The organism is Flavobacterium beibuense F44-8, assembly GCF_000769915.1.
Taxonomy (GTDB): domain Bacteria; phylum Bacteroidota; class Bacteroidia; order Flavobacteriales; family Flavobacteriaceae; genus Flavobacterium; species Flavobacterium beibuense.
Window position 1 is genome coordinate 91,822 of the sequence record NZ_JRLV01000003.1, and the last position, 21,929, is coordinate 113,750.

At 34.5% G+C, this 21,929-nt stretch carries 20 protein-coding genes and 1 tRNA gene; 5 read left to right on the top strand and 16 right to left on the bottom strand.

The genetic code is table 11. The features are described from left to right. Positions 1 to 20: 20 nt before the first annotated feature. From Q763_RS02535 to Q763_RS02550, 4 genes are all read right to left on the bottom strand, one after another. Positions 21 to 467, bottom strand: a complete 447-nt coding sequence (locus Q763_RS02535) for a DUF6146 family protein (RefSeq protein ID WP_035130890.1) — start codon at positions 465 to 467, stop codon at positions 21 to 23. Positions 468 to 556: 89 nt separating this feature from the next. Further along, the gene (locus Q763_RS02540) at positions 557 to 1,519 is read right to left on the bottom strand and encodes a D-2-hydroxyacid dehydrogenase (protein ID WP_035130892.1); all 963 of its coding nucleotides are present in this window, start codon (positions 1,517 to 1,519) and stop codon (positions 557 to 559) included. A gap of 29 nt (positions 1,520 to 1,548) precedes the next feature. Beyond that, positions 1,549 to 2,619, bottom strand: a complete 1,071-nt coding sequence (gene serC / locus Q763_RS02545; protein ID WP_035130894.1) for a 3-phosphoserine/phosphohydroxythreonine transaminase — start codon at positions 2,617 to 2,619, stop codon at positions 1,549 to 1,551. A 97-nt stretch (positions 2,620 to 2,716) separates the two neighbouring features. Continuing rightward, positions 2,717 to 3,778, bottom strand: a complete 1,062-nt coding sequence (locus Q763_RS02550; RefSeq protein ID WP_035130896.1) for an acyl-CoA reductase — start codon at positions 3,776 to 3,778, stop codon at positions 2,717 to 2,719. A 70-nt stretch (positions 3,779 to 3,848) separates the two neighbouring features. On the opposite strand from Q763_RS02550, the gene Q763_RS02555 reads away from it, so the two are divergent. Then, positions 3,849 to 4,202: a 4Fe-4S dicluster domain-containing protein gene (locus Q763_RS02555; RefSeq protein WP_035130898.1), complete on the top strand. Its 354-nt coding sequence runs from the start codon at positions 3,849 to 3,851 to the stop codon at positions 4,200 to 4,202. A 48-nt stretch (positions 4,203 to 4,250) separates the two neighbouring features. On the opposite strand, the gene Q763_RS02560 is transcribed toward Q763_RS02555, so the two are convergent. Next, a complete protein-coding gene (locus Q763_RS02560; RefSeq protein WP_035130900.1) occupies positions 4,251 to 4,985 on the bottom strand; it encodes a DUF434 domain-containing protein in 735 nt (244 codons plus the stop codon). A 119-nt stretch (positions 4,986 to 5,104) separates the two neighbouring features. Here Q763_RS02560 and Q763_RS02565 point away from each other — a divergent pair, with 119 nt between their 5' ends. Both Q763_RS02565 and Q763_RS02570 read left to right on the top strand, forming a co-directional pair. Then, positions 5,105 to 5,845 (top strand): hypothetical protein, encoded by a 741-nt coding sequence (locus Q763_RS02565; RefSeq protein WP_035130902.1) that lies wholly within the window; start codon positions 5,105 to 5,107, stop codon positions 5,843 to 5,845. Between the two features lie 123 nt (positions 5,846 to 5,968). Then, positions 5,969 to 6,175: a (4Fe-4S)-binding protein gene (locus Q763_RS02570; protein ID WP_035130904.1), complete on the top strand. Its 207-nt coding sequence runs from the start codon at positions 5,969 to 5,971 to the stop codon at positions 6,173 to 6,175. Between the two features lie 50 nt (positions 6,176 to 6,225). Here the strand turns inward: Q763_RS02570 and Q763_RS02575 are convergent, their stop codons facing one another. The 3 genes from Q763_RS02575 to Q763_RS02585 form a co-directional block, all read right to left on the bottom strand. After that, positions 6,226 to 7,008 carry a glucose 1-dehydrogenase gene (locus tag Q763_RS02575; RefSeq protein WP_035130906.1) on the bottom strand — a complete coding sequence of 261 codons (783 nt, stop codon included), beginning with the start codon at positions 7,006 to 7,008 and terminating at the stop codon, positions 6,226 to 6,228. 89 nt (positions 7,009 to 7,097) lie between these two features. Further along, the gene (locus Q763_RS02580) at positions 7,098 to 8,678 is read right to left on the bottom strand and encodes a phage tail sheath family protein (protein ID WP_198133434.1); all 1,581 of its coding nucleotides are present in this window, start codon (positions 8,676 to 8,678) and stop codon (positions 7,098 to 7,100) included. Positions 8,679 to 8,782: 104 nt separating this feature from the next. After that, positions 8,783 to 10,033 carry a pyridoxal-dependent decarboxylase gene (locus Q763_RS02585; RefSeq protein ID WP_035130908.1) on the bottom strand — a complete coding sequence of 417 codons (1,251 nt, stop codon included), beginning with the start codon at positions 10,031 to 10,033 and terminating at the stop codon, positions 8,783 to 8,785. A gap of 220 nt (positions 10,034 to 10,253) precedes the next feature. Here Q763_RS02585 and Q763_RS02590 point away from each other — a divergent pair, with 220 nt between their 5' ends. Then, positions 10,254 to 10,904, top strand: a complete 651-nt coding sequence (locus tag Q763_RS02590) for a hypothetical protein (protein ID WP_035130910.1) — start codon at positions 10,254 to 10,256, stop codon at positions 10,902 to 10,904. Positions 10,905 to 11,055: 151 nt separating this feature from the next. Here the strand turns inward: Q763_RS02590 and Q763_RS02595 are convergent, their stop codons facing one another. The 3 genes from Q763_RS02595 to Q763_RS02605 all read right to left on the bottom strand — a co-directional run bounded on the left by Q763_RS02595 (position 11,056) and on the right by Q763_RS02605 (position 14,767). Then, positions 11,056 to 11,937 carry an aldo/keto reductase gene (locus Q763_RS02595; RefSeq protein ID WP_035130912.1) on the bottom strand — a complete coding sequence of 294 codons (882 nt, stop codon included), beginning with the start codon at positions 11,935 to 11,937 and terminating at the stop codon, positions 11,056 to 11,058. Between the two features lie 78 nt (positions 11,938 to 12,015). After that, positions 12,016 to 12,576 carry a Crp/Fnr family transcriptional regulator gene (locus Q763_RS02600; RefSeq protein WP_035130915.1) on the bottom strand — a complete coding sequence of 187 codons (561 nt, stop codon included), beginning with the start codon at positions 12,574 to 12,576 and terminating at the stop codon, positions 12,016 to 12,018. A 175-nt stretch (positions 12,577 to 12,751) separates the two neighbouring features. Next, positions 12,752 to 14,767: a BCCT family transporter gene (locus tag Q763_RS02605; protein ID WP_035130917.1), complete on the bottom strand. Its 2,016-nt coding sequence runs from the start codon at positions 14,765 to 14,767 to the stop codon at positions 12,752 to 12,754. Between the two features lie 247 nt (positions 14,768 to 15,014). On the opposite strand from Q763_RS02605, the gene Q763_RS02610 reads away from it, so the two are divergent. Further along, positions 15,015 to 15,656, top strand: coding sequence for a hypothetical protein (locus Q763_RS02610; RefSeq protein ID WP_035130919.1), 642 nt, complete (start codon positions 15,015 to 15,017; stop codon positions 15,654 to 15,656). Positions 15,657 to 15,927: 271 nt separating this feature from the next. On the opposite strand, the gene Q763_RS02615 is transcribed toward Q763_RS02610, so the two are convergent. The 5 genes from Q763_RS02615 to Q763_RS02635 all read right to left on the bottom strand — a co-directional run bounded on the left by Q763_RS02615 (position 15,928) and on the right by Q763_RS02635 (position 21,925). Then, positions 15,928 to 16,012 (bottom strand) — tRNA-Ser (locus tag Q763_RS02615). A gap of 146 nt (positions 16,013 to 16,158) precedes the next feature. Further along, positions 16,159 to 17,292 carry a 3,4-dihydroxy-2-butanone-4-phosphate synthase gene (ribB, locus tag Q763_RS02620; protein WP_035130921.1) on the bottom strand — a complete coding sequence of 378 codons (1,134 nt, stop codon included), beginning with the start codon at positions 17,290 to 17,292 and terminating at the stop codon, positions 16,159 to 16,161. A 1-nt stretch (position 17,293) separates the two neighbouring features. Beyond that, the gene (locus Q763_RS02625; RefSeq protein ID WP_035130923.1) at positions 17,294 to 18,769 is read right to left on the bottom strand and encodes an LptF/LptG family permease; all 1,476 of its coding nucleotides are present in this window, start codon (positions 18,767 to 18,769) and stop codon (positions 17,294 to 17,296) included. An 8-nt stretch (positions 18,770 to 18,777) separates the two neighbouring features. Continuing rightward, positions 18,778 to 19,422: a LolA family protein gene (locus tag Q763_RS02630; RefSeq protein WP_232297492.1), complete on the bottom strand. Its 645-nt coding sequence runs from the start codon at positions 19,420 to 19,422 to the stop codon at positions 18,778 to 18,780. Between the two features lies 1 nt (position 19,423). After that, positions 19,424 to 21,925, bottom strand: a complete 2,502-nt coding sequence (locus tag Q763_RS02635) for a DNA translocase FtsK (protein ID WP_035130927.1) — start codon at positions 21,923 to 21,925, stop codon at positions 19,424 to 19,426. Positions 21,926 to 21,929 lie beyond the last annotated feature (4 nt).

Consider the following 21,929-nt stretch of genomic DNA (forward strand, 5'->3'; position numbering starts at 1 on the left):
AAAAGACAAATATACTGGATTTAAGTTTTAGGTACAATACCCCCAAGGCGTTGTCCTGTTGTTAACTGAAAATATACCAAATAATTGTATAGCATATAGTTTACTTCATATCCGTAGTCTATTCGGGGTTCATAATCTATTTGCATAAGGTATAGGTCTCCGTAACGTTGTGGCTGCATTGCTCTTATATTCCATTGTACTACCCAAAGCCTGTTTTTATTTTCCAGGTATTGTTGTGAGTAATATCCCCTTGGTTTTGCTCTGGAATATAACCATGAGTTAAATCCCGGGTCTATAATGGTAATTTCATATTCCAGTTCGTCGTTTGCAATACGTACAGTGTCATTAGCGATGGCGGTAGTATCTGTAGTGACAGACATAGGTTCCATAGCTTCAGTATCATTTTGTGTTTTACAGCTCAATACAAGCAGTAAAAGCATTCCGAAAAGTAGAATGTAATTTTTCATAGCGATATGACTTTTGATCATACAGCTATAAAGTTAAAAAATAAAAAGCACCCGATAGGGTGCTTTTCTGTTAATTAAGATTTTTAATCTTAGCTATTTGCTGTTTTCAGTATGCTTATAATCTGTTCGGCAAGTTCTGTACCAATACGGTCCTGAGCTTCAAGGGTAGCAGCCCCAATGTGTGGGGTTAATGAGATTTTAGGATTCATTAATACCTGTATAGCCGGTTTAGGCTCTTCTTCAAACACGTCGAGTCCGGCAAAGGCAACCTTACCGCTGTCCAGAGCATCAACAAGAGCAACCTCATCAATAATACCACCACGTGATGCGTTAATGATACCAACACCATCTTTCATAGATTCAAGCTCTGCTTTACCAATCAGGTAACCATCTTGTGCAGGTACGTGAAGGGTAATAAAGTCGGCATGTTTAAAGATATCTTCAATGGGTTCAGTACTTATCTCAACATTAATAAACTGACCGTTATAGAAGTCTACCCTGATTTCAGCATTACCAATAAATTTATCTGAAGCAATTACTTTCATACCTAATCCAAGAGCAATACGTGCTACAGACTTACCTATTTTACCAAACCCGATAATACCAAGTGTTTTACCTTTAAGCTCGGTACCAGCTGCATAGCTTTTTTTAAGGCTGTTAAAGTTACTGTCACCTTCAAGAGGCATAAGCCTGTTAGAATCATGAAGGAAACGTACGCCTGAGAAAAGGTGAGCAAAAACAAGTTCTGCAACCGAGTCAGACGAAGCAGCCGGGGTATTGATTACATGTATACCTTTTTCACGGGCATATTCAACATCAATATTATCCATACCAACACCACCACGGCCTATTATTTTAAGGCTTGGACAATTGTCAATAATATCTTTTCTTACCTGTGTTGCACTCCTTACTAAAATTACACTAATTTCATTTTTATTAATGTAATTAGCTACCTGTTCCTGTGCAACTTTGGTTGTTATTACTTCAAATCCGGCATCTTCAAGAGCTATAATACCACTTTTGGAAATTCCGTCGTTTGCTAAAATTTTCATTTGTTATCTTAAGATTTGATGATTAAAATTTATACAGTTCTTTCAAACTCCTGCATTACATCTACAAGTACCTTTACGCTTTCTAATGGCATGGCATTGTAAATGGAAGCCCTATATCCGCCAACAGACCTGTGTCCGTTAATACCGCTAATGTTAGCTTCTTTCCAAAGTTTATCAAACTGTTCTGTATGTGCTTCATCCTTTAAAAGGAAGGTTACGTTCATTTTAGAGCGGTCCTCGGTTTTTGCAGTACCTGTAAACAATGGGTTACGGTCTATTTCATTATAAAGCAGTTCGGCCTTTTCATTGTTTTTCTTTTCTAAAGCTGCAACACCACCATTTTTTTTAACCCATTGAAGGGTTAAAAGTGAAGTATATACTGGGAATACCGCAGGGGTATTGTACATACTCTCTTTAGCTATATGCTGACTGTAATCTAAAATCCCCGGGATGTTTCTTCCGGTATTGCCAAGTATATCTTCTTTCACTATAACAAGGGTAGTACCTGCAGGACCCATATTTTTTTGAGCTCCGGCATATATGATTCCGAATTTAGAGAAGTCAAGCTCCCTCGAGAAAATATCAGAACTCATATCGCAAACCAAAGGCACATTGGTTTCGGGGAAACTGTGCATTTGTGTCCCGAAGATGGTATTGTTACTTGTACAGTGTAGATAATCGGCATCAGTTGGTACAGCAAAGCCTTTTGGTATATAGTTGTAGTTTTCGTTTTTGGATGATGCTATAACCTCTGTAGTGCCAAAACGTTTAGCTTCCTTTATAGCGCCCGAAGCCCATGTTCCCGTATCAAGATAAGCAGCTTTGCCGTTTTCTTTTAACAGGTTGTACGGAACCCTTACAAACTCCATACTGGCACCTCCGGTTAGGAAAAGTGCTTTATAGCCTTTGCCTTCCAACCCTAAAAGTTCAAGCGCTGTGGCTCTGGCTTCTTCCATAACGGCAACAAAATCTTTACTTCTGTGTGAGATTTCGAGGATAGAAAGCCCTAAATTATTAAAATCAAGGACTGCCTGAGCAGATTTTTCAAATACTTCTTGTGGCAGGATTGAGGGACCTGCACTGAAATTGTGTTTTTTCATGGGACAAATTAAAAATAGATAGAATGCGTGCTACAAATTTCCAAAATATCCATTAGATAACAGCAAAAAAGATTCGGAAATATTTTGAATTATTCCGCTATATTTTTGATAAAAATGCAATTGTATCCACACCATCAGCATAATCCCAAAGCTGTGGTTTTTGTGTGTCTCCAAAAGCAACTTTTCCCTCAATTCCGTCAATGTTACTAACAATGCACTGAATCAGTTCTTTATCTGTTTCAATACGCTGTTTAATAGCATCTGTGTTTTCATAAAACTCATAAAAAACACTTGAGATAGGAGAGGAGTAGCTACTGTCTTCTTTTATCGTTAAAAAGCCATTATCCAGAATTTTAAAGTTACTCATTAGGAAAACCGCCTTGTTGTAATCGTAATTATTAGCATATTTTTCATAATGGATAATATCTCTGTACTCGTAAATGGCTTCCCAAAACGGAGTAAAATCATAATCATTTGGTACAAATAGTTTTGATACATTACGGCATCCTAAACCAAAATACCTGAAAATATCTTCTCCAAGTCCTACCAACTCTTCTTTACTTTCATTTCCTGTAAGTATAGCGGCAGAGTTACGGTTTTTACGGATTATAGAGGGCTTGTCTTTAAAATAATATTCAAAATAACGCGCTGTATTATTACTACCGGTGGCAATAACAGCATCAAAACCTTCCAGTTTTTGTTCGGTAAAAGTAACAGCGTTTTCTAAACGGGGTTCAACCGCAATTAAATATTTGGCTAAAAACGGCAGCAAATGCTGATCGTTTGATGATGTTTTAACTAAAGCTTTATGCCCTGTGATTACTACCGAAATTAAATCGTGAAAGCCAACAAGCGGAATATTTCCGGCCAAAATAAGTCCTATAGTTTTTGGCTCTACAGTATCAAGATTGTAGTTGCTTAACCATTTATCCAGATTATCAAGTGTTAAGGCATCAGCCCATGACTGTAATGCAAAATAAACCTCATCCTTAGTAAACCAGCGATTGTGTGATTGTGATAACTCTATTAGGTTAGAAAAGTTATCAAAAAATAAGTCATTGTGCTGTACACCTTCTTTCGGAGTTGTGTTTTCGGTAGAAAACTGACCTAAAAATTTACCTAATTCAACAAAGGCTGTTTTTCTTTCGGCTAAAGTCATTAGATTTGCTTATGAATAGTTTTGGACGTAATTTTGTGCAAATTTACATTATTAAAAAATAAAACAAGCTATGGCAATCATAATAACAGACGAATGTATAAACTGTGGGGCATGTGAACCCGAGTGTCCTAATACGGCAATATATGAAGGTGCCGATGACTGGAGATATAAAGACGGTACAAGTTTAAGTGGTAAAATTGTATTACCAAGCGGGGAAGAGGTAGATGCTGATGAGGCTCAAACACCTATTTCAGACGATTTATATTACATTGTACCTGGTAAATGTACAGAGTGTAAAGGTTTCCATGAGGAACCTCAATGTGCTGCTGTATGTCCGGTAGACTGCTGTGTGCCTGATGATGACCATGTTGAAAGTGAAGAAACACTATTAAACAGACAGGCATTTTTACATGGTGATGAATAAGGAAATCTTATTTTAAATATAAAATCCCTTGCAATGCAGGGGATTTTTTTATGGTTCTATTATGTAAGATGGTTTTGTGTTTGGAAACAGGTTGTTAATTATATGGTTTCCTAAATTAAACCATTGCTTACATTCGTTTAGTATCCACGCATCTGATGAGCAAATAAGTTTCTCCCCTTCACACAAAAACTTATCGGGAGAATTATCCAGAAGTACTTCCCACTTAAAGTTATGTTGTTGTGCCAGTTCATAACAAAAGCTTTTCATTTTTCCGCTGTTTGATACGGGAGCATCAAATACCCATATCACTTTTTCCAGTTCCAGTTTACCGAATATTTCTCCTATGGCAACTAATACTTTCTGTGTTTGGCTGACTCTTTTATAAGTACCATGAACAGAAGATATATCCCTGTAACACCCATCAAGCCCTTTAAAAATAAATCCTTGGGAAAGTAAGGTTTCAAATAGTATTATTACATTAAAACCATCAAGGTAAATAGTTTTACCTTTTAACTCTTGGGGAGTAAGCTCTTTACTTTTTCTAAGCGAAATATCCTGACTTGAAGCTCCCATTCCCTGTAATGCCTTTATTTGCTTTGTTTTAAGGCGATATCGGTTACCTACAAGCCCAACAGATGCTTTTGCAGGGAAATCCCTGCTTAGCAGGTAATACATGTCTTTAAGCCCTTCGGTTATTTTTAACTGTTCTTTTTCGTTACCGAAAAGTTTATCGTCTTCAGAGCTTTTACCTCTGTTTTTAAGTGATTCGGTTTTACCTTCCAAGGTTATTAGGTGTTTGGTTTATAGTTATATAGTAAAAAACCTTATACAAAATAGGTAGTTTTACCTGTGTATACTTTTCAATATATTGATATTTTTACAGAAACCAAATCTAATCAATTATGGAAACGCCAAAAACAGAAATTCCGGTTTTTGACATATATTCTTACCGAAGGATAAGAAGGGCTATAGGTTATTTAGGAATATTTTTACCAGTAGTTTTGGTTATTCTCTCGTTTATAGATTTTTTTGAAACCAGTGTACAGCCCTCAATCAGTCATTATTATTATACTAATTTCAGGGAGATTTTTACCGGTACACTGTGTGCTGTTGGCTTGTTTTTAATACGCTATAAAGGTCATGGTAATCCATCCATATGGAAAAATGACAATTTACTTACAAATATTGCAGGGATAATGGCTATTGGTGTAGCTATGGTACCTACAAACCCCGAGATTATTTCACAAAAGATATATACTCTTATCCCATATACTGACGCTTGGTTAGGGGCGTTGCACTATGGTTTTGCCGGGATGTTATTTCTTATTTTTTCGCTTCTGTCTATCAATGTATTTACCATAGGCCATAAACATGAAGCTGATGTTCCTGAAAGTGTGATGAATGAAAATAATATCTATCGTTTTTGTGGCTATTCAATATTAGTATTTATCATTATGGTACCTGTATCGGCTAAGTTCAAACTTTTTCCTTACTCAACATTAACCTTTGAGGCTTTATCACTATTAGTTTTTGGTATTGCCTGGCTTATTAAAGGTCGTGCTTTAGGTGATAAGGGTAATTGGGGACAAAAAGTATATGGTGAGTGTAATAAGGTTAATACCGAAAGTTCTTTTAATAAATAAACCGATTATATAATCAATGATATGGGGGGCATTCGTGGTTAAACCATTCTGAATGGCTAACTTGAAATGTTGTTTTATTACCCAAAAAGAAGTAACTTGTAATGAATAAAAAACTATGAAATTATGGATGTTCGTGAATATTCTAACGGAGAGGTTACTATACTATGGAAGCAGCAACTGTGCATACATTCGGGTATTTGCGTAAAAACACTACCTAAGGTATATAATCCTAAAGAGAGGCCTTGGATTAAACCCGAGAATGCCTCGTCAAAAGAACTGATTGATCAGGTAGCCAAATGTCCGTCAGGGGCATTAAGTATTAAGGAATAAAAAAAGCCTTTCCGAGCAGGAAGGCTTTTATATTTTAGACTTGTTTTGGTTTATGAATTACCATACAGGTTAGATTCACCACCGTCAATAGCAATGGTTTGTCCATTAACATAACCATTTTCATCACTGATTAAAAATGATACTAACTTCCCTACATCTTTAGGATCACCTAGTGCTCTGGTAGGGTTACGCTGTGCATATTCTGCTTCAGCAGCTTTTGGATCATCCGGATTTACCTGTTTAAAAGCCTCAGCAACCATTGGTGTTAATATGGCACCGGGTGCAATGGCATTGGTTAAAATTCCGTCTTTACCATATTCTATAGCAGCATTTTTTGTCATACCAGAAACAGCATGTTTACTGGCTACATATGGAGTTTGGTTTAATACCCCGCGTATACCGCCTACAGATGCTACATTAACAATACGTCCATATTTTTGTTTTTGCATTACAGGTATTACATATCGCATTCCGTAATAAACACCCATTAGGTTAATGTCTATAACTTTTTTAAAGATATCTATATCATATTCGGTTAAGGGAGCCTGTCGTCCCTCTATACCCGCATTATTATAAAAACCATCTATACGACCGTATTTTTCTACAGTTTTGTTTACATAGTTTTTAACCTGTTCTTCATCTGAAACGTCTGCTTTTATTGAAATGGCATCAAGTCCGTTATTATTTGAACTAAGTTTTTCCAAAGCATCTTTCAGGGCATCTTCATTATAGTCAACCAAAACTAATTTAGCGCCTTTTGAGGCTAACTCTTCGGCGGCTGCAAAGCCTAATCCCATAGCGGCACCAGTAATAATGATAACTTTATTTTTCATAGTGATAATTAAAAATTTAAATATTATCCTATAAAATTACTCAATCCCTCAGAGAAACTATTTTAAAGAAGTATTAAATATTTTTGTATTTATTGTCCTGTAGCCATTTGCTGTGAGAGTGTAATAACAATAAATTCTGCCGGATGAGTAACAGCTACTTTAATTGTAACATTCATTATTCCGTTAAGTATATCATCAGAAGTCATTGTAGTTCCTAATCCACATTGTACAGAAAAAGCGTCGGCCGCAGTTGCACCCTGTAAGCCTCCTTCTTTCCAAACTGAGGTTAGAAAATTACTAATAGATGATTTTACTGCTGACCAGGTATTTACGGTATTAGGTTCAAAAACGTAAGCCTCCATGGCTAGTTTACCGGATTGTTGTATGTAAGATACTGTTCTTCTTACAGAGATATATCTCCAGTCATTACTATTACCATCAAGGGTTCTTGCTCCCCAAATTAAAATTCCCTGTCCGTTAAAAAAACGTATTGCATTTACTGATTTACCACTAACGGCATCTACGTTTAAATTAGCCTGTTGTGCATCGTTAAGTCTTATAGGAAGTGAATTAGCTCCAACAATAGTAGTATTTGCCGGTGCATTCCAAGGTCCGGCGGTATTATCTGTTACTGTTATTACTCCGGCCATTCCACCACTAGCAGGGAGTATATTAATATCAGTAAGTATTTGATTTATAATTTGATTATACGTTTTACTGGCATTTATAAGAGCATTATTGTATTGTGAAACGGTTAAAGGATTGTTTCCAGGGTTTTGAATAGCCTCTACTACTTTATTCAGCGCATCGTTATTACCATCAGCCTCGGTTAGTATAGCTGTCAGTTGCTTTACATCTCCGCCAAAAAGATTGGTATAATCAACCTCGCTACTTTGCATTATGGTTGTTCCTATAAAAGGGTAGTAGGCAGCCCCATAACTTAGTCCGTTATTACCGGTATTATTCCTAAAGGTTTCAATGTCGTTAGTGTAAAGTATAGGATCAGGATTATTACCGCCTATAATATCAAAAATTGAAATAGGGTTTTCTTTTTGTGTACATTGTAACAACATCTTTTGCATAAGGGTGCCATTATCTGAAACTGATAATAATGTAGCTTCCGGACAGATGTACATGGTAGGTTCACTTTCATTTTGAAGTAATGCCAGGCCATTTAAAAGCTCGTTGAGCTTTACATTAGGATTTACTATGTTTTTACCAATAGTAGCAGGTATTCCTGAAGGTTTACCATATCCTCCAACTGAAACAATATAAGCATCACCACCACAATTTTGATAAAACAATCTTATACTATTGTATAAATAGTAAACAGTATTGGGATCAGGGACAATGGAATAGTAAGTACCATTTATCAGTATATAGTCACCACTGGTAGGTTGTGCATTTTGTTTTACAAGATAATACTGTGGATTATACTGTTTTGAAGGATCTGCCGGAGGTGCCGCATCGGGTATACAATATATGGCTTTGAATTCAGCAAACGATGTTATTTTCTGAACCTTATTAGTGTATGATTTTCCTTCATATTCTGCCTGTGGTGTATAACCAATAAAGGCTGGTACGGCAGTGAATACCGGTACAACCGAATTAGGAAATGCATTGATTTCATTTATATATACTCCCGGGGTTTTAATGTTTGATTCCAGCATGGGTATGGTTAATTAAGTACATCTCAAATTTAAATACTTAATAGTTATAATTATACCGTAATACTACCTGTTTGGATATTTTAGGTATAAATGCCTGATAGTTTTTAGTTAGTAACCATAAGGTTTCTAACCGCCTTAAGTTCATTTATAAACTGCAAAAGATCTTCTACCTCAACATGCCCCATTACTATGATTTTATACCATTGGTTGGTTTCATCATGTTTTTGGGGTACCAAATCAAATTTATGAGCCAGTTCTTCAGGGATTCCTTCTGCCTTAATGGTTACGATATTCATATATGGATTCCTGAAGTATTTTATGCCTAACTCATCTAACTGATTACATAGCCATGTTGTTCGCATTTGCAGTATGCTTATTTTTTCAAACCATGTGTGAGGACCATAAGTAGCAAGTATTGCCCAAACCGCAACGGCGTTAGTTCCCGATCGGCTACCGCAAAGGGTTAAATCCATCCCTTCAACATACTCAGCCTCTTTAGTCAGTACGTTTTCAATAAGTCCTTTACGACAGATAAAAATCCCCGTACCATAAGGTGCCTGTAACATTTTATGTGCATCAATAGTAATGGAACTTATATTTGGGTTATTAAAGTTCATATCACTTTTTGTATTACTAAACGGATATATAAATCCGCCGTAAGCAGCATCAATATGTAGCTTGAAAGGGAGATTGTTTTGTTCCATTACAGCTACATAAGTATTTACATCATCTACAGACCCGAACATGGTAGTCCCCATGTTAGCTACTATAATGAAGTATTTCTTACCATTAATGATTGCTTTTTCAATACTGCTTTCTAAAGTCGGTTTGTTAACCGACCTGTTTTCAAAATCAACAGGTATTTTGATATAATCTATCATTAATAGATTTGAACCTTTTGGGATAGAGTAGTGGGTATCTTCTGATGCTATTATGGCTATTTCATTAGGAGAAGCATTTAATTCGTTTATAAAGTAATTTCGGTACACCCATAATGCCTGTATGTTAGCTTCGGTACCTCCCGGGGCTATATAGCCGTCAAACGAGTCAGGTTGTGCCTTAAAAATATCAACAGCTACTATATTGAGAACTTCCCTTTCAATGTCCTGAGTGCCTTTAAAAGCCTTTTCAGATGTTCCAAAAGTATGGCAGCCTATATGGTTTGGGTTTGCTACAAACGATTGCAGTACGGGGCTGTCTTTTAAAAACGGAGCCTCATCGTTAAAAACCTTTTCATCCAACTTTGATGCTGGATATCCCAACGAAGGATCTTCAGAGAAGTTTACATTGCTGTGTAATGCCTTTTTAATATGTTTTAAGCGCTCGCTGTGTGTAAATTTTTTCCAGTATTCCATCTTAATTTGTTTTAGGCAAATTAAGATGTTAGAGTGAACTTAAAATATGATATATATCATAAGTCAATTTTTACTCAAAAATCAATTAATGAAAAATATAACTCACTAAATGATTTGATAATAGATAAATACTTAAAACTGTTTATTTGAGTTTATTCTTATAAAAAAGAATTAATTTTAAATACGTATAAAATAGAGTTTATAAAGAGTATAAATTGATATGGCTATAGTCACAAAATATTTAAGTGAAACGTTAGATCCTATTACAGAGGGTGAACGATTAACATCTGATAAATATCATGAAGAGATTTATATTGATGGTTTTTTAAAAAAAAGAACTCATCTTGGAAATTCTCGTAAAGGTAGATATAGAATTACGCACTATTTTTTAAATGATAGTGAAGATATTAATACTATACTTAATGAGTTTTGTGATATTGATTTGAGAAAAAGATGTATTATATATAATAACATGCAAACTAATGGTAATTATACTTTGTGGGACTGGACAGAGTATTCATTAGAGAAAGTTATAAAATTTAAAGGGAAAGTTGTTTTTGATTCAAATAACAGAAGGTTAGTAGATATAGATTACGATATAAATACAAATGCCATAAAACGAGCTAATAAGTATTTCTATGAAAATGTTTATGAGGGAGAGTTATCAGACAGGTTGCTTGAATTTAAATATTATGAAAATGGAGAGCTAGAATATATATCTGATATAAAGAACAGGTTTGATTATGTAAAACCTATTAATTTAACTCAGTTTTTAGCAGATACAAAGTTTTCACAGGTTGATTTTCCCTGGGATCAGCATACCTATTATCATAATTTATACCCGTTATTTCCAGAAGGGGATACCGTTTAAATATAATATGTCAATTCAATTAGTAAATGAGAAAATGTAGTTCTGCATTATTTTTATTTCGTTCATTATTAAGTTAAGTAAACTACTTTAAAAATAGGAAAGAGTAAAAACCAAAAGGCACAGCTAAACTGTACCTTTTGGTTATGACGGATTATCCTAAAAAGGCCATATCCTCATCGGTAAGCCTTATGTCAAAAGCTTTAATGTTTTCGTTTAAGTGATTTAGTTTTGAAGTCCCCGGAATAGGTAAAATCAAATCATTATAATGTAATAGCCACGCTAGGTTTATTTGTGCCGGTGATGCATTATATTTTTTTGCAATCTCAACGATTTTATTTTCCTTGTTGTGTAAAGAGCTTTGTAATGAGAAAAACGGAACCATAGGGATATTATTTTCTATACAGATATCCATTACTTCCTGCATTCCTCTTATTTCCATTCCGTATGCCGAGAAGCTTTTGCGTTGCTCATAACCAAATGTATTTTCAACACTGGCTACATTTCCCATAGCCAAAGTCTTCGTTAATTCTTCCGGAGTTACATTGCTCAAACCTACATGCATAATTTTTCCTTCCCTTTGCATCTCGAACATGGCATTCAATGATTCTTCAAAAGGTGTAGTTGAGCCAGGCATTACACGGAAATGTACAAGCTGTATCTGTTCTGTTTTTAAGGTTCTTAAATTATTTTCTATGCTAGCTCTTAAATCCTCAGGTTTATCATAAATGCCCCAGCTTTTATCTTCACCTCTGTTTGCACCAACTTTTGTGCATATTACCAAGTCGTCCTTATATGGATATAACGCTTCTTTAATAAGTCGGTTAGTTACATCCTGTCCGTAGTAATCGGCTGTGTCTAAAAAATTAATCCCCTGTTCAGAAGTTGTTTTTAAAATCTGTAAGGCCTCATCCCTGTTTTTAGGCTCACCCCAAACATGTTCACCCGGTAACTGCATTGTGCCATAACCTAATCTTTTTACAGTTAATGGATTATTTGTATTGGCACCAATTGTAATTGTTTCTTTAAAACTCATTTTTACTTTTTTTTTGATTAACAATACAAAGTTCTATTAACTGGAATTAAAAACATTTGCCATTTGGCAAAAAGCAACTTAATGGATATTTTTTCGGATTCTGCTTAATGATGATTGCGTAACTCCAAGATAAGAAGCGATATAGGAGAGAGGGATGCGATTTACAAGTGTTGGGAATTTTTCTAAAAACATAAGGTAGCGTGTTGTGGCATCTTCAGAGACCAAAGAACTCATCCTGTCTACCTTTTTCATTAAAGCGGTATGGAATATTTTATTGGTAATGGTGTCCCAGTCTAAAATTGTATTAGAAAGCTCCTTCCATTGCTGTTGGGAAAAAATAATCAGTTTACTGTCTGTAGCAGCCTGTATATATTCAGTAAAAGGTTCTGCCCTGTAAGGGTTTGCTATAAAGTGGTTTTCTTCAATAAAATATTTAGTGATTTCTTCCCCTTTTCTGTTATAGTAACAAATTCTGAAAACACCTTCTAAAATAAAAGCATAGTAGTCAAACCTTTTACCGGCTTCAGCAAAATACTCGTCCTTATGTAATTCTGTTTCAACTGAATTTTTAGAAATAAGTTCAATTTGCTGTGTATTTAAATTACTAAACTGTAAAATATATTCAATAAGCTGTTCCATTAGGTAAAGTTAGTAATCATTAAGCAAGTACTTTTTGTCATTTGGCAAAAATTAATAGTGATTACAAGATTAATATAACTACGTTTTCAGTAAAAGTATATAAAAATCATAATCCCGACTGCCTTTAATAGTCGGGATTATTATATTAATTGTCAACCTTTTTAGAAAGGCTCATTTATTTCATTTTTCTGTTGTTATTGCTACTAATAAACATTTCGTTTTTCTGTTCGGTTATAATTTCAATAAACCTTTCGTAATGTTTTAGTACATCAGAGATTAATTCATTTTTTGTAAACAGTCTAACATCATATCCTTCACGGGCATCTCCAAAGTATGCATAAGGATAAAAGGTTTTGTTTTCATCTATATCAGGTAAGTTATCTTCATTAATAAGATATTCAGAAACACTTCTTGATTTGTTTTCTACACCATAAATAAAGTTGTTTACTATATCATAGTGAATTTCAATTTCAACTCTCTTTGGATTTGAATACTCATTTATTTTGGTTTCTATCTCATTGCTGTTAAACTCCTCCTGAAGTTCAATGAACGCACGTTTTACTTTTGTTTCTATAAAATCATCGACAGTATTTTTATCATTAAATGAGATAATTTGTTTTAGGCGCTCTTTCCAAAACTCCCCAGACCAGGAAACAGTTGATACCGAAAATTCCCTGTCATAATAATTACGGTCTATTGTTAGTGCTTTTGTAAGGCTTATCATGAACAATATTATGATAACTGAAAAAGGTAATGCAGTTATTAATGTCATGCTTTGTAAAGCCTTTAATCCTCCAGCATTTAGTAGGAAAAGCGATAATACTGCAAGCAGGCATCCCCATAATACAGTTTGCCATTTTGGAGAAATTTTCGCGTTTTTTGTAGCGATGCTGTTCATTACAAATATTCCCGAGTCGGCAGAGGTCACAAAGAATATGATTATAATAGCAATTACCAAAAAACTCACAATAGCAGGGAAGGGCAGGTATTCTAGAAAGCGAAACATTAATGCATCAGGATTATCGGCAAGTCTGCTAAGGGCTCCTTTGGCATTATGTAAATCAAACCATATGGCACTGTTGCCAAAAACCGACATCCAGATAAAGTTAAATAGAGTAGGAAGGATAAGTACAGCAGAAATAAACTCCCTTATTGTTCGTCCTTTTGAAATTTTAGCAATAAATAAGCCAACATAAGGCGACCATGATATCCACCATGCCCAATATAAAATTGTCCAATTGTAAAACCAAGGCAGTGTTTCCTCTTCATAAACATGAGTACTAAAGGTTAGATTAAAAAAGTTATTGATATAGTTACCTATACCTTCAGTAAAGCTTCCTAACAGGTATACGGTTGGTCCTAATAGCAAAACAAACAGTAAAAGAATAATTACACTAATTATATTGATATTACTTAATAGTTTTACTCCTTTATTAACTCCGGCAACGGCAGAGATAATAGAAATAGTGACCAGTATACTTACAATTAGAATTTGATTAGTAAAACTATTATCTGAAACTATATTTAATGTTTGCAGTCCTGAGTTAATTTGTACCACACCAAACCCTAATGTTGTAGTGATACCGAAAAAAGTACTGCATAGAGCAAAAATATCAATGGCATTACCCAGTTTTCCGTTTATCCTGTTTTTTAGTAAAGGATAAAAACAACTTCTTAGAGATAAAGGCAACCTATACCTGTAAGCAAAATAGGAGAGCGATAAGCCAACTATTCCATATATTGCCCATGCATGTATACCCCAATGGAAAAAAGTGTATAACTGAGCGTTTTTTGCCCTGTTAATATAATGGCTTCCGGAAAATATTTCGTTAGAGTAATGTTGCATAGGCTCGGCTACACTAAAATACATTAATCCTATCCCCATACCTGCAGCAAAAAGCATTGAAATCCATGAGAAAAAACTATACTCAGGTTTACTGTCATTTTTTCCCAATTTAATATTACCATATTTACTGAACATTAAGTAAACAAGAAAGAGTACAAATATGGTAACTGCCCAAACATACACCCAGTTAAGATTAACAAATATGAACCCCTTTATAACGTTTAAAGCATTTTCAGTTAGTTGAGGGTAAATCGCAGATAGTAGCGTTATAAAAATTATAAAAAGTAAACTGGGGAGAGTAACACCTTTATTAAATGTAGTTCTAAGCTTGGGGAGTTTTATCATGGGGTGATTCGTTTTTTTTGGAAAGAATAAATTAATAATTTTAAATGTAATAATCAAGAATAAATTTGCTATTACTGATATTAGGGAACAATGACATCTATGAGAGGAATCGATTAAAAAAAACTCAAGGTTTTAACTTTGATGTGTTTTTTTTAGTTTCGTTTGGAAAAAGTGAAATTCGCTGTTATTAAAAAAGGAGGGCTTTATGATTTTCAACCATGCTTAAAATTTAAATAATTAACAATTTATGACGACAACAATTAAATACACAAATTCAGATGGGGTATTGGTGTCACTTGAACAATCTGAAAGACTAAAGTTTTACAATAAAGAAACATATAATAACGGCTTATTAAAGAAAATAGAGAAATTTGCTCCGAAAAATAGGAATAGTGATGAAATCATATTGACTAGAGTTGATTACTATTTAGATAGTGGAGAAGTTTTTGAAGATGTAATCGACCAGTATGTCTCTGTATTAAGGAGGTTTGTAATATTCTATAATAAACAAATTAATTCAAATGGTGAGGTATATTATGAATGTCTTAATTACTTTAATGGAAATATTGAATCAAAGGAACGATTTGTTTTTAATAATGAAGGTTTATGTATAGCCTCATGTAAGCTTGATTTAAATAGCAATGAAGTATATAAACAAATGAAATATTTTTATGGAGATACGAATATTTATCCAAGAGATAATTATAATATACCTTCTTTAGTGGTTTATTATGAAAATAATGATGTTGATTATATTTATGATGCCAATGGGTATGATTATGAATTAAGTGATTTTTTTGCCAGTTCAATAAGTACTGATTTTATTTGGAATGATTATCCTTATTATCATAATTTCATGCCGATGCTTCCAGAAGATATAACAGTTTGAGTAATTGTTTTTAAGCTTTGATTGATAATAATCAACTTATTTATAAAATTTACATATGTCCAATAACACACCTTCCCTTTTAAAAAGGCACTATCATAAGATCAGGAATCATTATGGTGGTTTATAGTATCCATGGAAGTCACTAAGTTAAGAAGCTTGGTGTTTTTGCCCTGTTAATGTAATGACACTGCTATGGAAGGACTAGATTAAAAATAAAAAACCTCAAAGTTTAACTTTGAGGTTTTGATTTAAGTTTCATTTGAAACTTTTGCGGAGAAAGAGGGATTCGAACCCCCGGACCTGTTACAGTCAACGGTTTTCAAGACCGCCGCATTCGACCGCTCTGCCATTTCTCCAGTATGTCGCTCTCATTCCCTGATTGCGGTGCAAATATAGAAAGCTTTTCCGGTTTTCAAAAACATTTCAAGCAAAAAAATTAAAATATTTTCGTGTTATTTTTTAAGCCTTTCATTTCCTTTGAGTTAAGAAAAATATATTTTTCTTAATATTCAACATACTCGCTTATTTCTAAGCCATAGCCTATCATACCTACACGTTTTGTTTGTGCAGAGTTAGTTAGTAATCGTATTTTTGAGATATCAATATCATGTAAAATCTGTGCACCGATACCAAAATCCTTCACGTCCATCTTAACCTGAGGAGCTTTATTTACACCTTGTGACTGCAATTCTTTTAATTCTTTAATACGATTTAAAAGTTCAGATGGTTGGATTTCCTGGTTAATAAACAAAATAGCGCCTTTTCCTTCCTTGTTAATACGTTTAAACATATTATCAAGCTTTCTGTCGGCATCGTTCGTTAAAGTGCCTAGAATGTCGTTATTTACCTGTGTAGAGTTTATTCTTGTAAGTACAGGCTCTCCTTTATTCCAGCTACCTTTAGTTAAAGCAATATGTACTTGCTTATTTGTGGTTTGCAGATAGGCTCTTAATCTATAGGTTCCAAAACGGGTTTCAACCTCAAAATCCTCTTTTTTCTGGATAAGGCTGTCATGTTGCATTCTGTAAGCAACAAGATCTTCTATAGAAACCAATTTAAGGTCAAATTTTTGGGCTACTTCATATAATTCAGGTAATCTTGCCATAGAGCCGTCTTCCTTCATTATTTCGCAAATAACACCGGCCGGACTAAACCCTGCAAGCCTTGCAAAGTCAATAGCAGCCTCTGTATGGCCTGTTCTCCTTAACACGCCACCTTCTTTGGCTATAAGAGGAAAAATGTGTCCGGGACGACCTAAATCATACGGTTTTGTTTCAGGCTTTATTAATGCCTCAACAGTTTTGGCTCTGTCGTGTGCAGATATACCTGTTGTAACACCATTACCTTTTAAGTCGATAGATACTGTAAAAGCAGTTTCCATACTGTCGGTATTATTAGTTACCATGGCATGAAGATTAAGTTCTTTACAGCGTTTTTCGGTTAGAGGGGTACATATAAGGCCTCTACCGTGTGTTGCCATAAAGTTTATCATTTCGGGAGTAACTTTGTCGGCAGCAGCTAAGAAATCGCCTTCATTTTCTCTGTCTTCATCATCTACAACAATAATTACTTTACCGTTGCGAATATCTTCTATAGCTTCTTCTATAGTATTTAGTTTTATATTTTCGGCAGACATTTTATTCTTCGTTTGATTTTAACTTAAATAATTTTTGAAAAGGTTTAGTTATTTGATGGATTATAGAATCCATATTTATCATACCAATATCATTGGTAGCCCTGTAAGTGAGTAATATGGCTAGCGGAGTCAATACAAAAGATGACATCCACGAACCTAAAAACGGAGGTATACCGTTTTCCTGAGCCAGTTTTTTACCAAATGTATTTATAAAGTGGAAAATTATAAATATGATAACGGCAAAAACAATAGGAAGACCAATTCCTCCTTTACGGATAATTGCACCAAGTGGAGCACCAATAAAAAACATCAATATACAGGCATAGGCAATAACAAACTTTTCAAAGAAAGCCAGCCAGTGGTTGTTTATGTTTTTCATTCTTTCATTTTGAGCAGCTTTACTGTTTTTAATTATGGTGATGTTGCTTGTTGTATTATTTGTAGCAATATCCAGTATTCTTTGTTTTTTTGAAGTTGTAAGCAGGCTCAATAAATTATTTTTATCTTTTTTAAGCGTATCTCTTTCTTTTTCAAGATTGCTCAAATCTCTTTCAGAAGTGCTTATTTCACGTGAAAGTGTATTTGTAGTACGCTTTACTATGTTATCGTGAATTGATTGTGTTTCTTTAGTATAGCTGTTTTGAAGCGAATCAAGAGTGTAATTTAGTTCACTTATATTAAGCATGCTGTTTGTTTGTGAAATTTGCTCTTCATCCATGTTGTTTTTATTAAGCATGGAAAGGTCAATATTCATTATTTGTTTGCTAAAAGTACTTTTTGCAAAAGGCATTTTTTTCTCATCCCTTACGTTTTTAGTTTTTAGCTCTTCATAATAATAACCATCAAAAAGTTCTAATTGAAGTAGGTTAGAAGATTCACTACTTGTAAGTAAGCCTCTTTCAGCCTTGATTATCGTAGCATATTCTTCGCCTTTTTTTCTTTTATGAATAGTGACGCCTGTTAACTGTTCGCCTTTTTCACCATCCTTTTTATTGACTTTAATGTTAAAGTCGTCGCCAATAGCATTAAACTGACCGGCAGCAATAGCCATTGCAGGCTGTCTTTGGATAATGTTTTTTCTTAGATTAACAAACTTATATTCTGCCTTTGGAATAACATTGTTAGCAAAAATAAAAGCCACAATACTAAGAGAAATGATGAAAATGGTAAGTCCTCTCATGGCACGCCCTAATGAAATACCAGACGATTTCATGGCTGCAAACTCATAATTCTCAGCAAAACTACCAAAAGTCATTATACTCGCCAGCAATATGGATAAGGGGAGTACAAGCGGAATCATTTTTGGAGAATAAAACAAAAGGAATTTTATTACCAGCCAAACACCAAGATCTTTCCCGGCTAATTCGGCAATAAACAGCCATACACCCTGTAATATAAATATAAAGAACAGGATTATAAATACAGTGGCAAATGTCGTTATAAACGATTTGAGGATATAGCGGTCTAAAATTTTCACCGGAAAAACTAGTCTAATCTATTAATATAATAATTAGGATATTTACTCTCGGTAAAGGTAAAATGATTTTTTGACAATGGCTGATTAGTTTTAAAAGAATTTATGGTAAATGTAGTTTTACCGCCATCGTCGTCTACTTCAATAAGGTTGTAAATATGTTTTGTTTGGATATCAATACCTATAAGTATCTCTTTAACATTGTCTTTTCCCTCTGTAGGTTTTAGTTTAACGTATTGTATTTTACGTCCTTTTACGTTTTGTAGTATATCCCATGAGTATTTGTATCCTGAAGTAAAAAATGTAAGCATTTTTGAAGGAGTAAGATCATCTTTTTTCTCACTATCGTAGCTCGAAATTGTTATTTCTTCATCTTCAGGAACAATATTATATATTTTTTTACCGTCAAAAATACGGGTAATTCCCATAAAATTCAAAATATACAAATCACCTTTCATACAAACATTTCCTTTTGTTTCCTGATTTAGGTTACTGTTTGGATTAGTATAACTGTATTTAAAATCAAAAACGATATTATCGTATCCTTTAATTTTAGACGATACGTCATCCAGCAATTGTTTTGCTTTTTGAGAGTTTTGTGCGCTAAGTGAAAAGGTGATAAAAAATACTATTATTACCCTGATTAATTTGTACATTTTAAAAGTTGTTTTCTTCATTCTTAAAAAATTGCTCCAAAGCTGTTAGGTCAGGTATTAAAACATTACGGGCTTTACTGCCTTCAAACGGACCTACAATACCTGCTGCTTCCAGCTGATCTATAAGCCTTCCGGCACGATTGTACCCCAGTTTTAATTTACGCTGAAGCAATGACGCCGAACCCTGTTGTGCTGTAACAATAACTTCGGCTGCTTCCCTGAACATTGCATCTCTTTCAGATATATCATTATCAAGATTGGTGCCACTTTCTTCACCTACATATTCAGGTAGGAGATAAGCATCAGGGTAAGCTTTTTGAGAACCTATAAATTCGGTTATTTTTTCTACTTCAGGGGTGTCAACAAATGCACATTGTACACGGGTAAGATCGTTACCCTGAGTGTAAAGCATATCACCTCTACCAATAAGCTGATCGGCTCCCTGGTTATCTAAAATAGTACGGGAGTCAATTTTAGATGTTACCCTAAAGGCAATCCTTGCGGGGAAGTTAGCTTTAATAATACCGGTAATAACGTTAACCGATGGCCTTTGTGTTGCAATGATAAGGTGAATACCAATGGCACGTGCCAGCTGAGCCAAACGTGCAATAGGTGTTTCTACCTCTTTACCAGCAGTCATAATTAGGTCGGCAAACTCATCAACAACCAGTACAATATAAGGCAGGAAGCGGTGTCCGTTTTCCGGATTTAGTTTACGTTGTCTAAACTTGTCGTTGTACTCCTTTATATTTCTAACCATTGCATCTTTTAATAAGCTGTAACGGTTATCCATTTCAATACATAAAGAGTTTAATGTATTGATTACTTTAGTATTATCGGTTATTATAGCTTCTTCCGTATCAGGAAGTTTTGCTAAGTAATGTCTTTCTATTTTATTAAAAAGTGTAAGTTCCACTTTTTTAGGGTCAACCAATACAAATTTTACCTCTGCAGGGTGTTTTTTGTATAGGAGAGAGGTAAGTAATGCATTCAAACCAACTGATTTACCCTGACCTGTAGCACCCGCCATCAAAAGGTGAGGCATTTTTGCAAGGTCTACCACAAATGTTTCATTTGAAATGGTTTTACCTAAAGCTACAGGTAATTCCATTTCGGCATTTTGGAATTTAGGAGAAGCGATAACGCTTTTCATTGATACCATAGTAGGGTTCTTGTTAGGTACTTCAATACCAATGGTACCCTTACCGGGAATAGGGGCAATAATACGTATGCCTAAAGCTGATAATGATAGCGCAATATCATCTTCAAGATTTTTAATTTTAGAAATTCGTATACCCGCTTCAGGTACAATTTCATATAAAGTAACAGTAGGACCAACAGTAGCTTTAATCTGGGCTATATCTATTTTGTAGTTTTTAAGTGTATCTACAATTCTGTTTTTGTTTTCTTCGAGCTCTTCCTGATTGATGGTTATACCGCCAGAGGAATATTCTTTTAATAGCTCGATAGAGGGTACTTGGTAATTTGAAAGGTCGAGGGTAGGGTCAAACTCTCCAAAGTCGGCCACCAGTTTTGATGCCAGATTTTCTTCTACCACATCTTCCTCTGCCGATTTTTCAATAACAAAAGTATCATCATCGGTTTTAATAGTATTATCATCAGTTGCTTCAGGTTCTTTTTCCTTTACAGATGGATTAAGGTTGATTTCTGAAGAATGACTGATGGTAGGTTTTAGTGATTCTTTGTCGATTTCAAAAGCCGACTTAGTCTCATTAGTTTTTAATTGAATGTTTTCAAGTTCAGGGTCATCTTCCTCATCATATTCAGGTTCTGCCGGAACAGTACTATTATTAATTGGGAGCGGAGATGCTGCGAAATTACTTTCTGTCTGTTCGGCAGCCATTTCCTTAAGTTTTCTTTCTTCTTCGGCGGCTTCTCTTTCCTGTTGTCTTTTTTCAAAGTAAGTTTTAATAGCATCGGGTGAGATTTTAATTCTAAGAATAAGAAATACAACTAAACCAAAAATTAGAACTAGTAATATACCGGTTTTAGCAAGATAGTCCTGCATGTAAAGGTTTATTTCATATCCTATAACTCCGCCTAATTGAGGAAGATAGCTATTAAAGAAACCGAATAAGACAGATAGTATTATTGCTAGGTATAAATCCCAGAAGAGTGTTTTTTTAAGTTTGCTTACGGGTAAGTCTAATACAAGATAAGAGCCGAGTAAAAAGAAAAAGCGAATAAAAATAAACGATGCTACACCAAAGCCACGGTATAAAAATAAGTCTGCAAGATAAGCTCCAAACTTACCCAGCCAGTTATATACTTTTTCCTGCCTGTCACCTAAAACCGTAAGTCCGCTTTGGTCAAAATCACCATAGAGAAAATAGGAAACAAATGAAAGTAACAGTGCTATTGAAAAAAGGAAAAACAGTGCTCCCAGCAAAACCTTTTGGGATCTTGACAGTTGAAATTTCTTTTTTTCTGAAGCAGGTTTAGCTTCTTTTTTATCGGTATTTTTTTTGTTGCTTTTTGCCATTTAT

Excerpts from the sequence above, each read along its gene's own strand:
- Q763_RS02535 (WP_035130890.1), bottom strand. The coding sequence starts at position 467 with ATGAAAAATTACATTCTACTTTTCGGAATGCTTTTACTGCTTGTATTG.
- Q763_RS02540 (WP_035130892.1), bottom strand. The coding sequence starts at position 1,519 with ATGAAAATTTTAGCAAACGACGGAATTTCCAAAAGTGGTATTATAGCT.
- serC (WP_035130894.1), bottom strand. The coding sequence starts at position 2,619 with ATGAAAAAACACAATTTCAGTGCAGGTCCCTCAATCCTGCCACAAGAA.
- Q763_RS02550 (WP_035130896.1), bottom strand. The coding sequence starts at position 3,778 with ATGACTTTAGCCGAAAGAAAAACAGCCTTTGTTGAATTAGGTAAATTT.
- Q763_RS02555 (WP_035130898.1), top strand. The coding sequence starts at position 3,849 with ATGGCAATCATAATAACAGACGAATGTATAAACTGTGGGGCATGTGAA.
- Q763_RS02565 (WP_035130902.1), top strand. The coding sequence starts at position 5,105 with ATGGAAACGCCAAAAACAGAAATTCCGGTTTTTGACATATATTCTTAC.
- Q763_RS02570 (WP_035130904.1), top strand. The coding sequence starts at position 5,969 with ATGGATGTTCGTGAATATTCTAACGGAGAGGTTACTATACTATGGAAG.
- Q763_RS02575 (WP_035130906.1), bottom strand. The coding sequence starts at position 7,008 with ATGAAAAATAAAGTTATCATTATTACTGGTGCCGCTATGGGATTAGGC.
- Q763_RS02580 (WP_198133434.1), bottom strand. The coding sequence starts at position 8,678 with ATGCTGGAATCAAACATTAAAACCCCGGGAGTATATATAAATGAAATC.
- Q763_RS02585 (WP_035130908.1), bottom strand. The coding sequence starts at position 10,033 with ATGGAATACTGGAAAAAATTTACACACAGCGAGCGCTTAAAACATATT.
- Q763_RS02590 (WP_035130910.1), top strand. The coding sequence starts at position 10,254 with ATGGCTATAGTCACAAAATATTTAAGTGAAACGTTAGATCCTATTACA.
- Q763_RS02595 (WP_035130912.1), bottom strand. The coding sequence starts at position 11,937 with ATGAGTTTTAAAGAAACAATTACAATTGGTGCCAATACAAATAATCCA.
- Q763_RS02600 (WP_035130915.1), bottom strand. The coding sequence starts at position 12,576 with ATGGAACAGCTTATTGAATATATTTTACAGTTTAGTAATTTAAATACA.
- Q763_RS02605 (WP_035130917.1), bottom strand. The coding sequence starts at position 14,767 with ATGATAAAACTCCCCAAGCTTAGAACTACATTTAATAAAGGTGTTACT.
- Q763_RS02610 (WP_035130919.1), top strand. The coding sequence starts at position 15,015 with ATGACGACAACAATTAAATACACAAATTCAGATGGGGTATTGGTGTCA.
- ribB (WP_035130921.1), bottom strand. The coding sequence starts at position 17,292 with ATGTCTGCCGAAAATATAAAACTAAATACTATAGAAGAAGCTATAGAA.
- Q763_RS02630 (WP_232297492.1), bottom strand. The coding sequence starts at position 19,422 with ATGTACAAATTAATCAGGGTAATAATAGTATTTTTTATCACCTTTTCA.
- Q763_RS02635 (WP_035130927.1), bottom strand. The coding sequence starts at position 21,925 with ATGGCAAAAAGCAACAAAAAAAATACCGATAAAAAAGAAGCTAAACCT.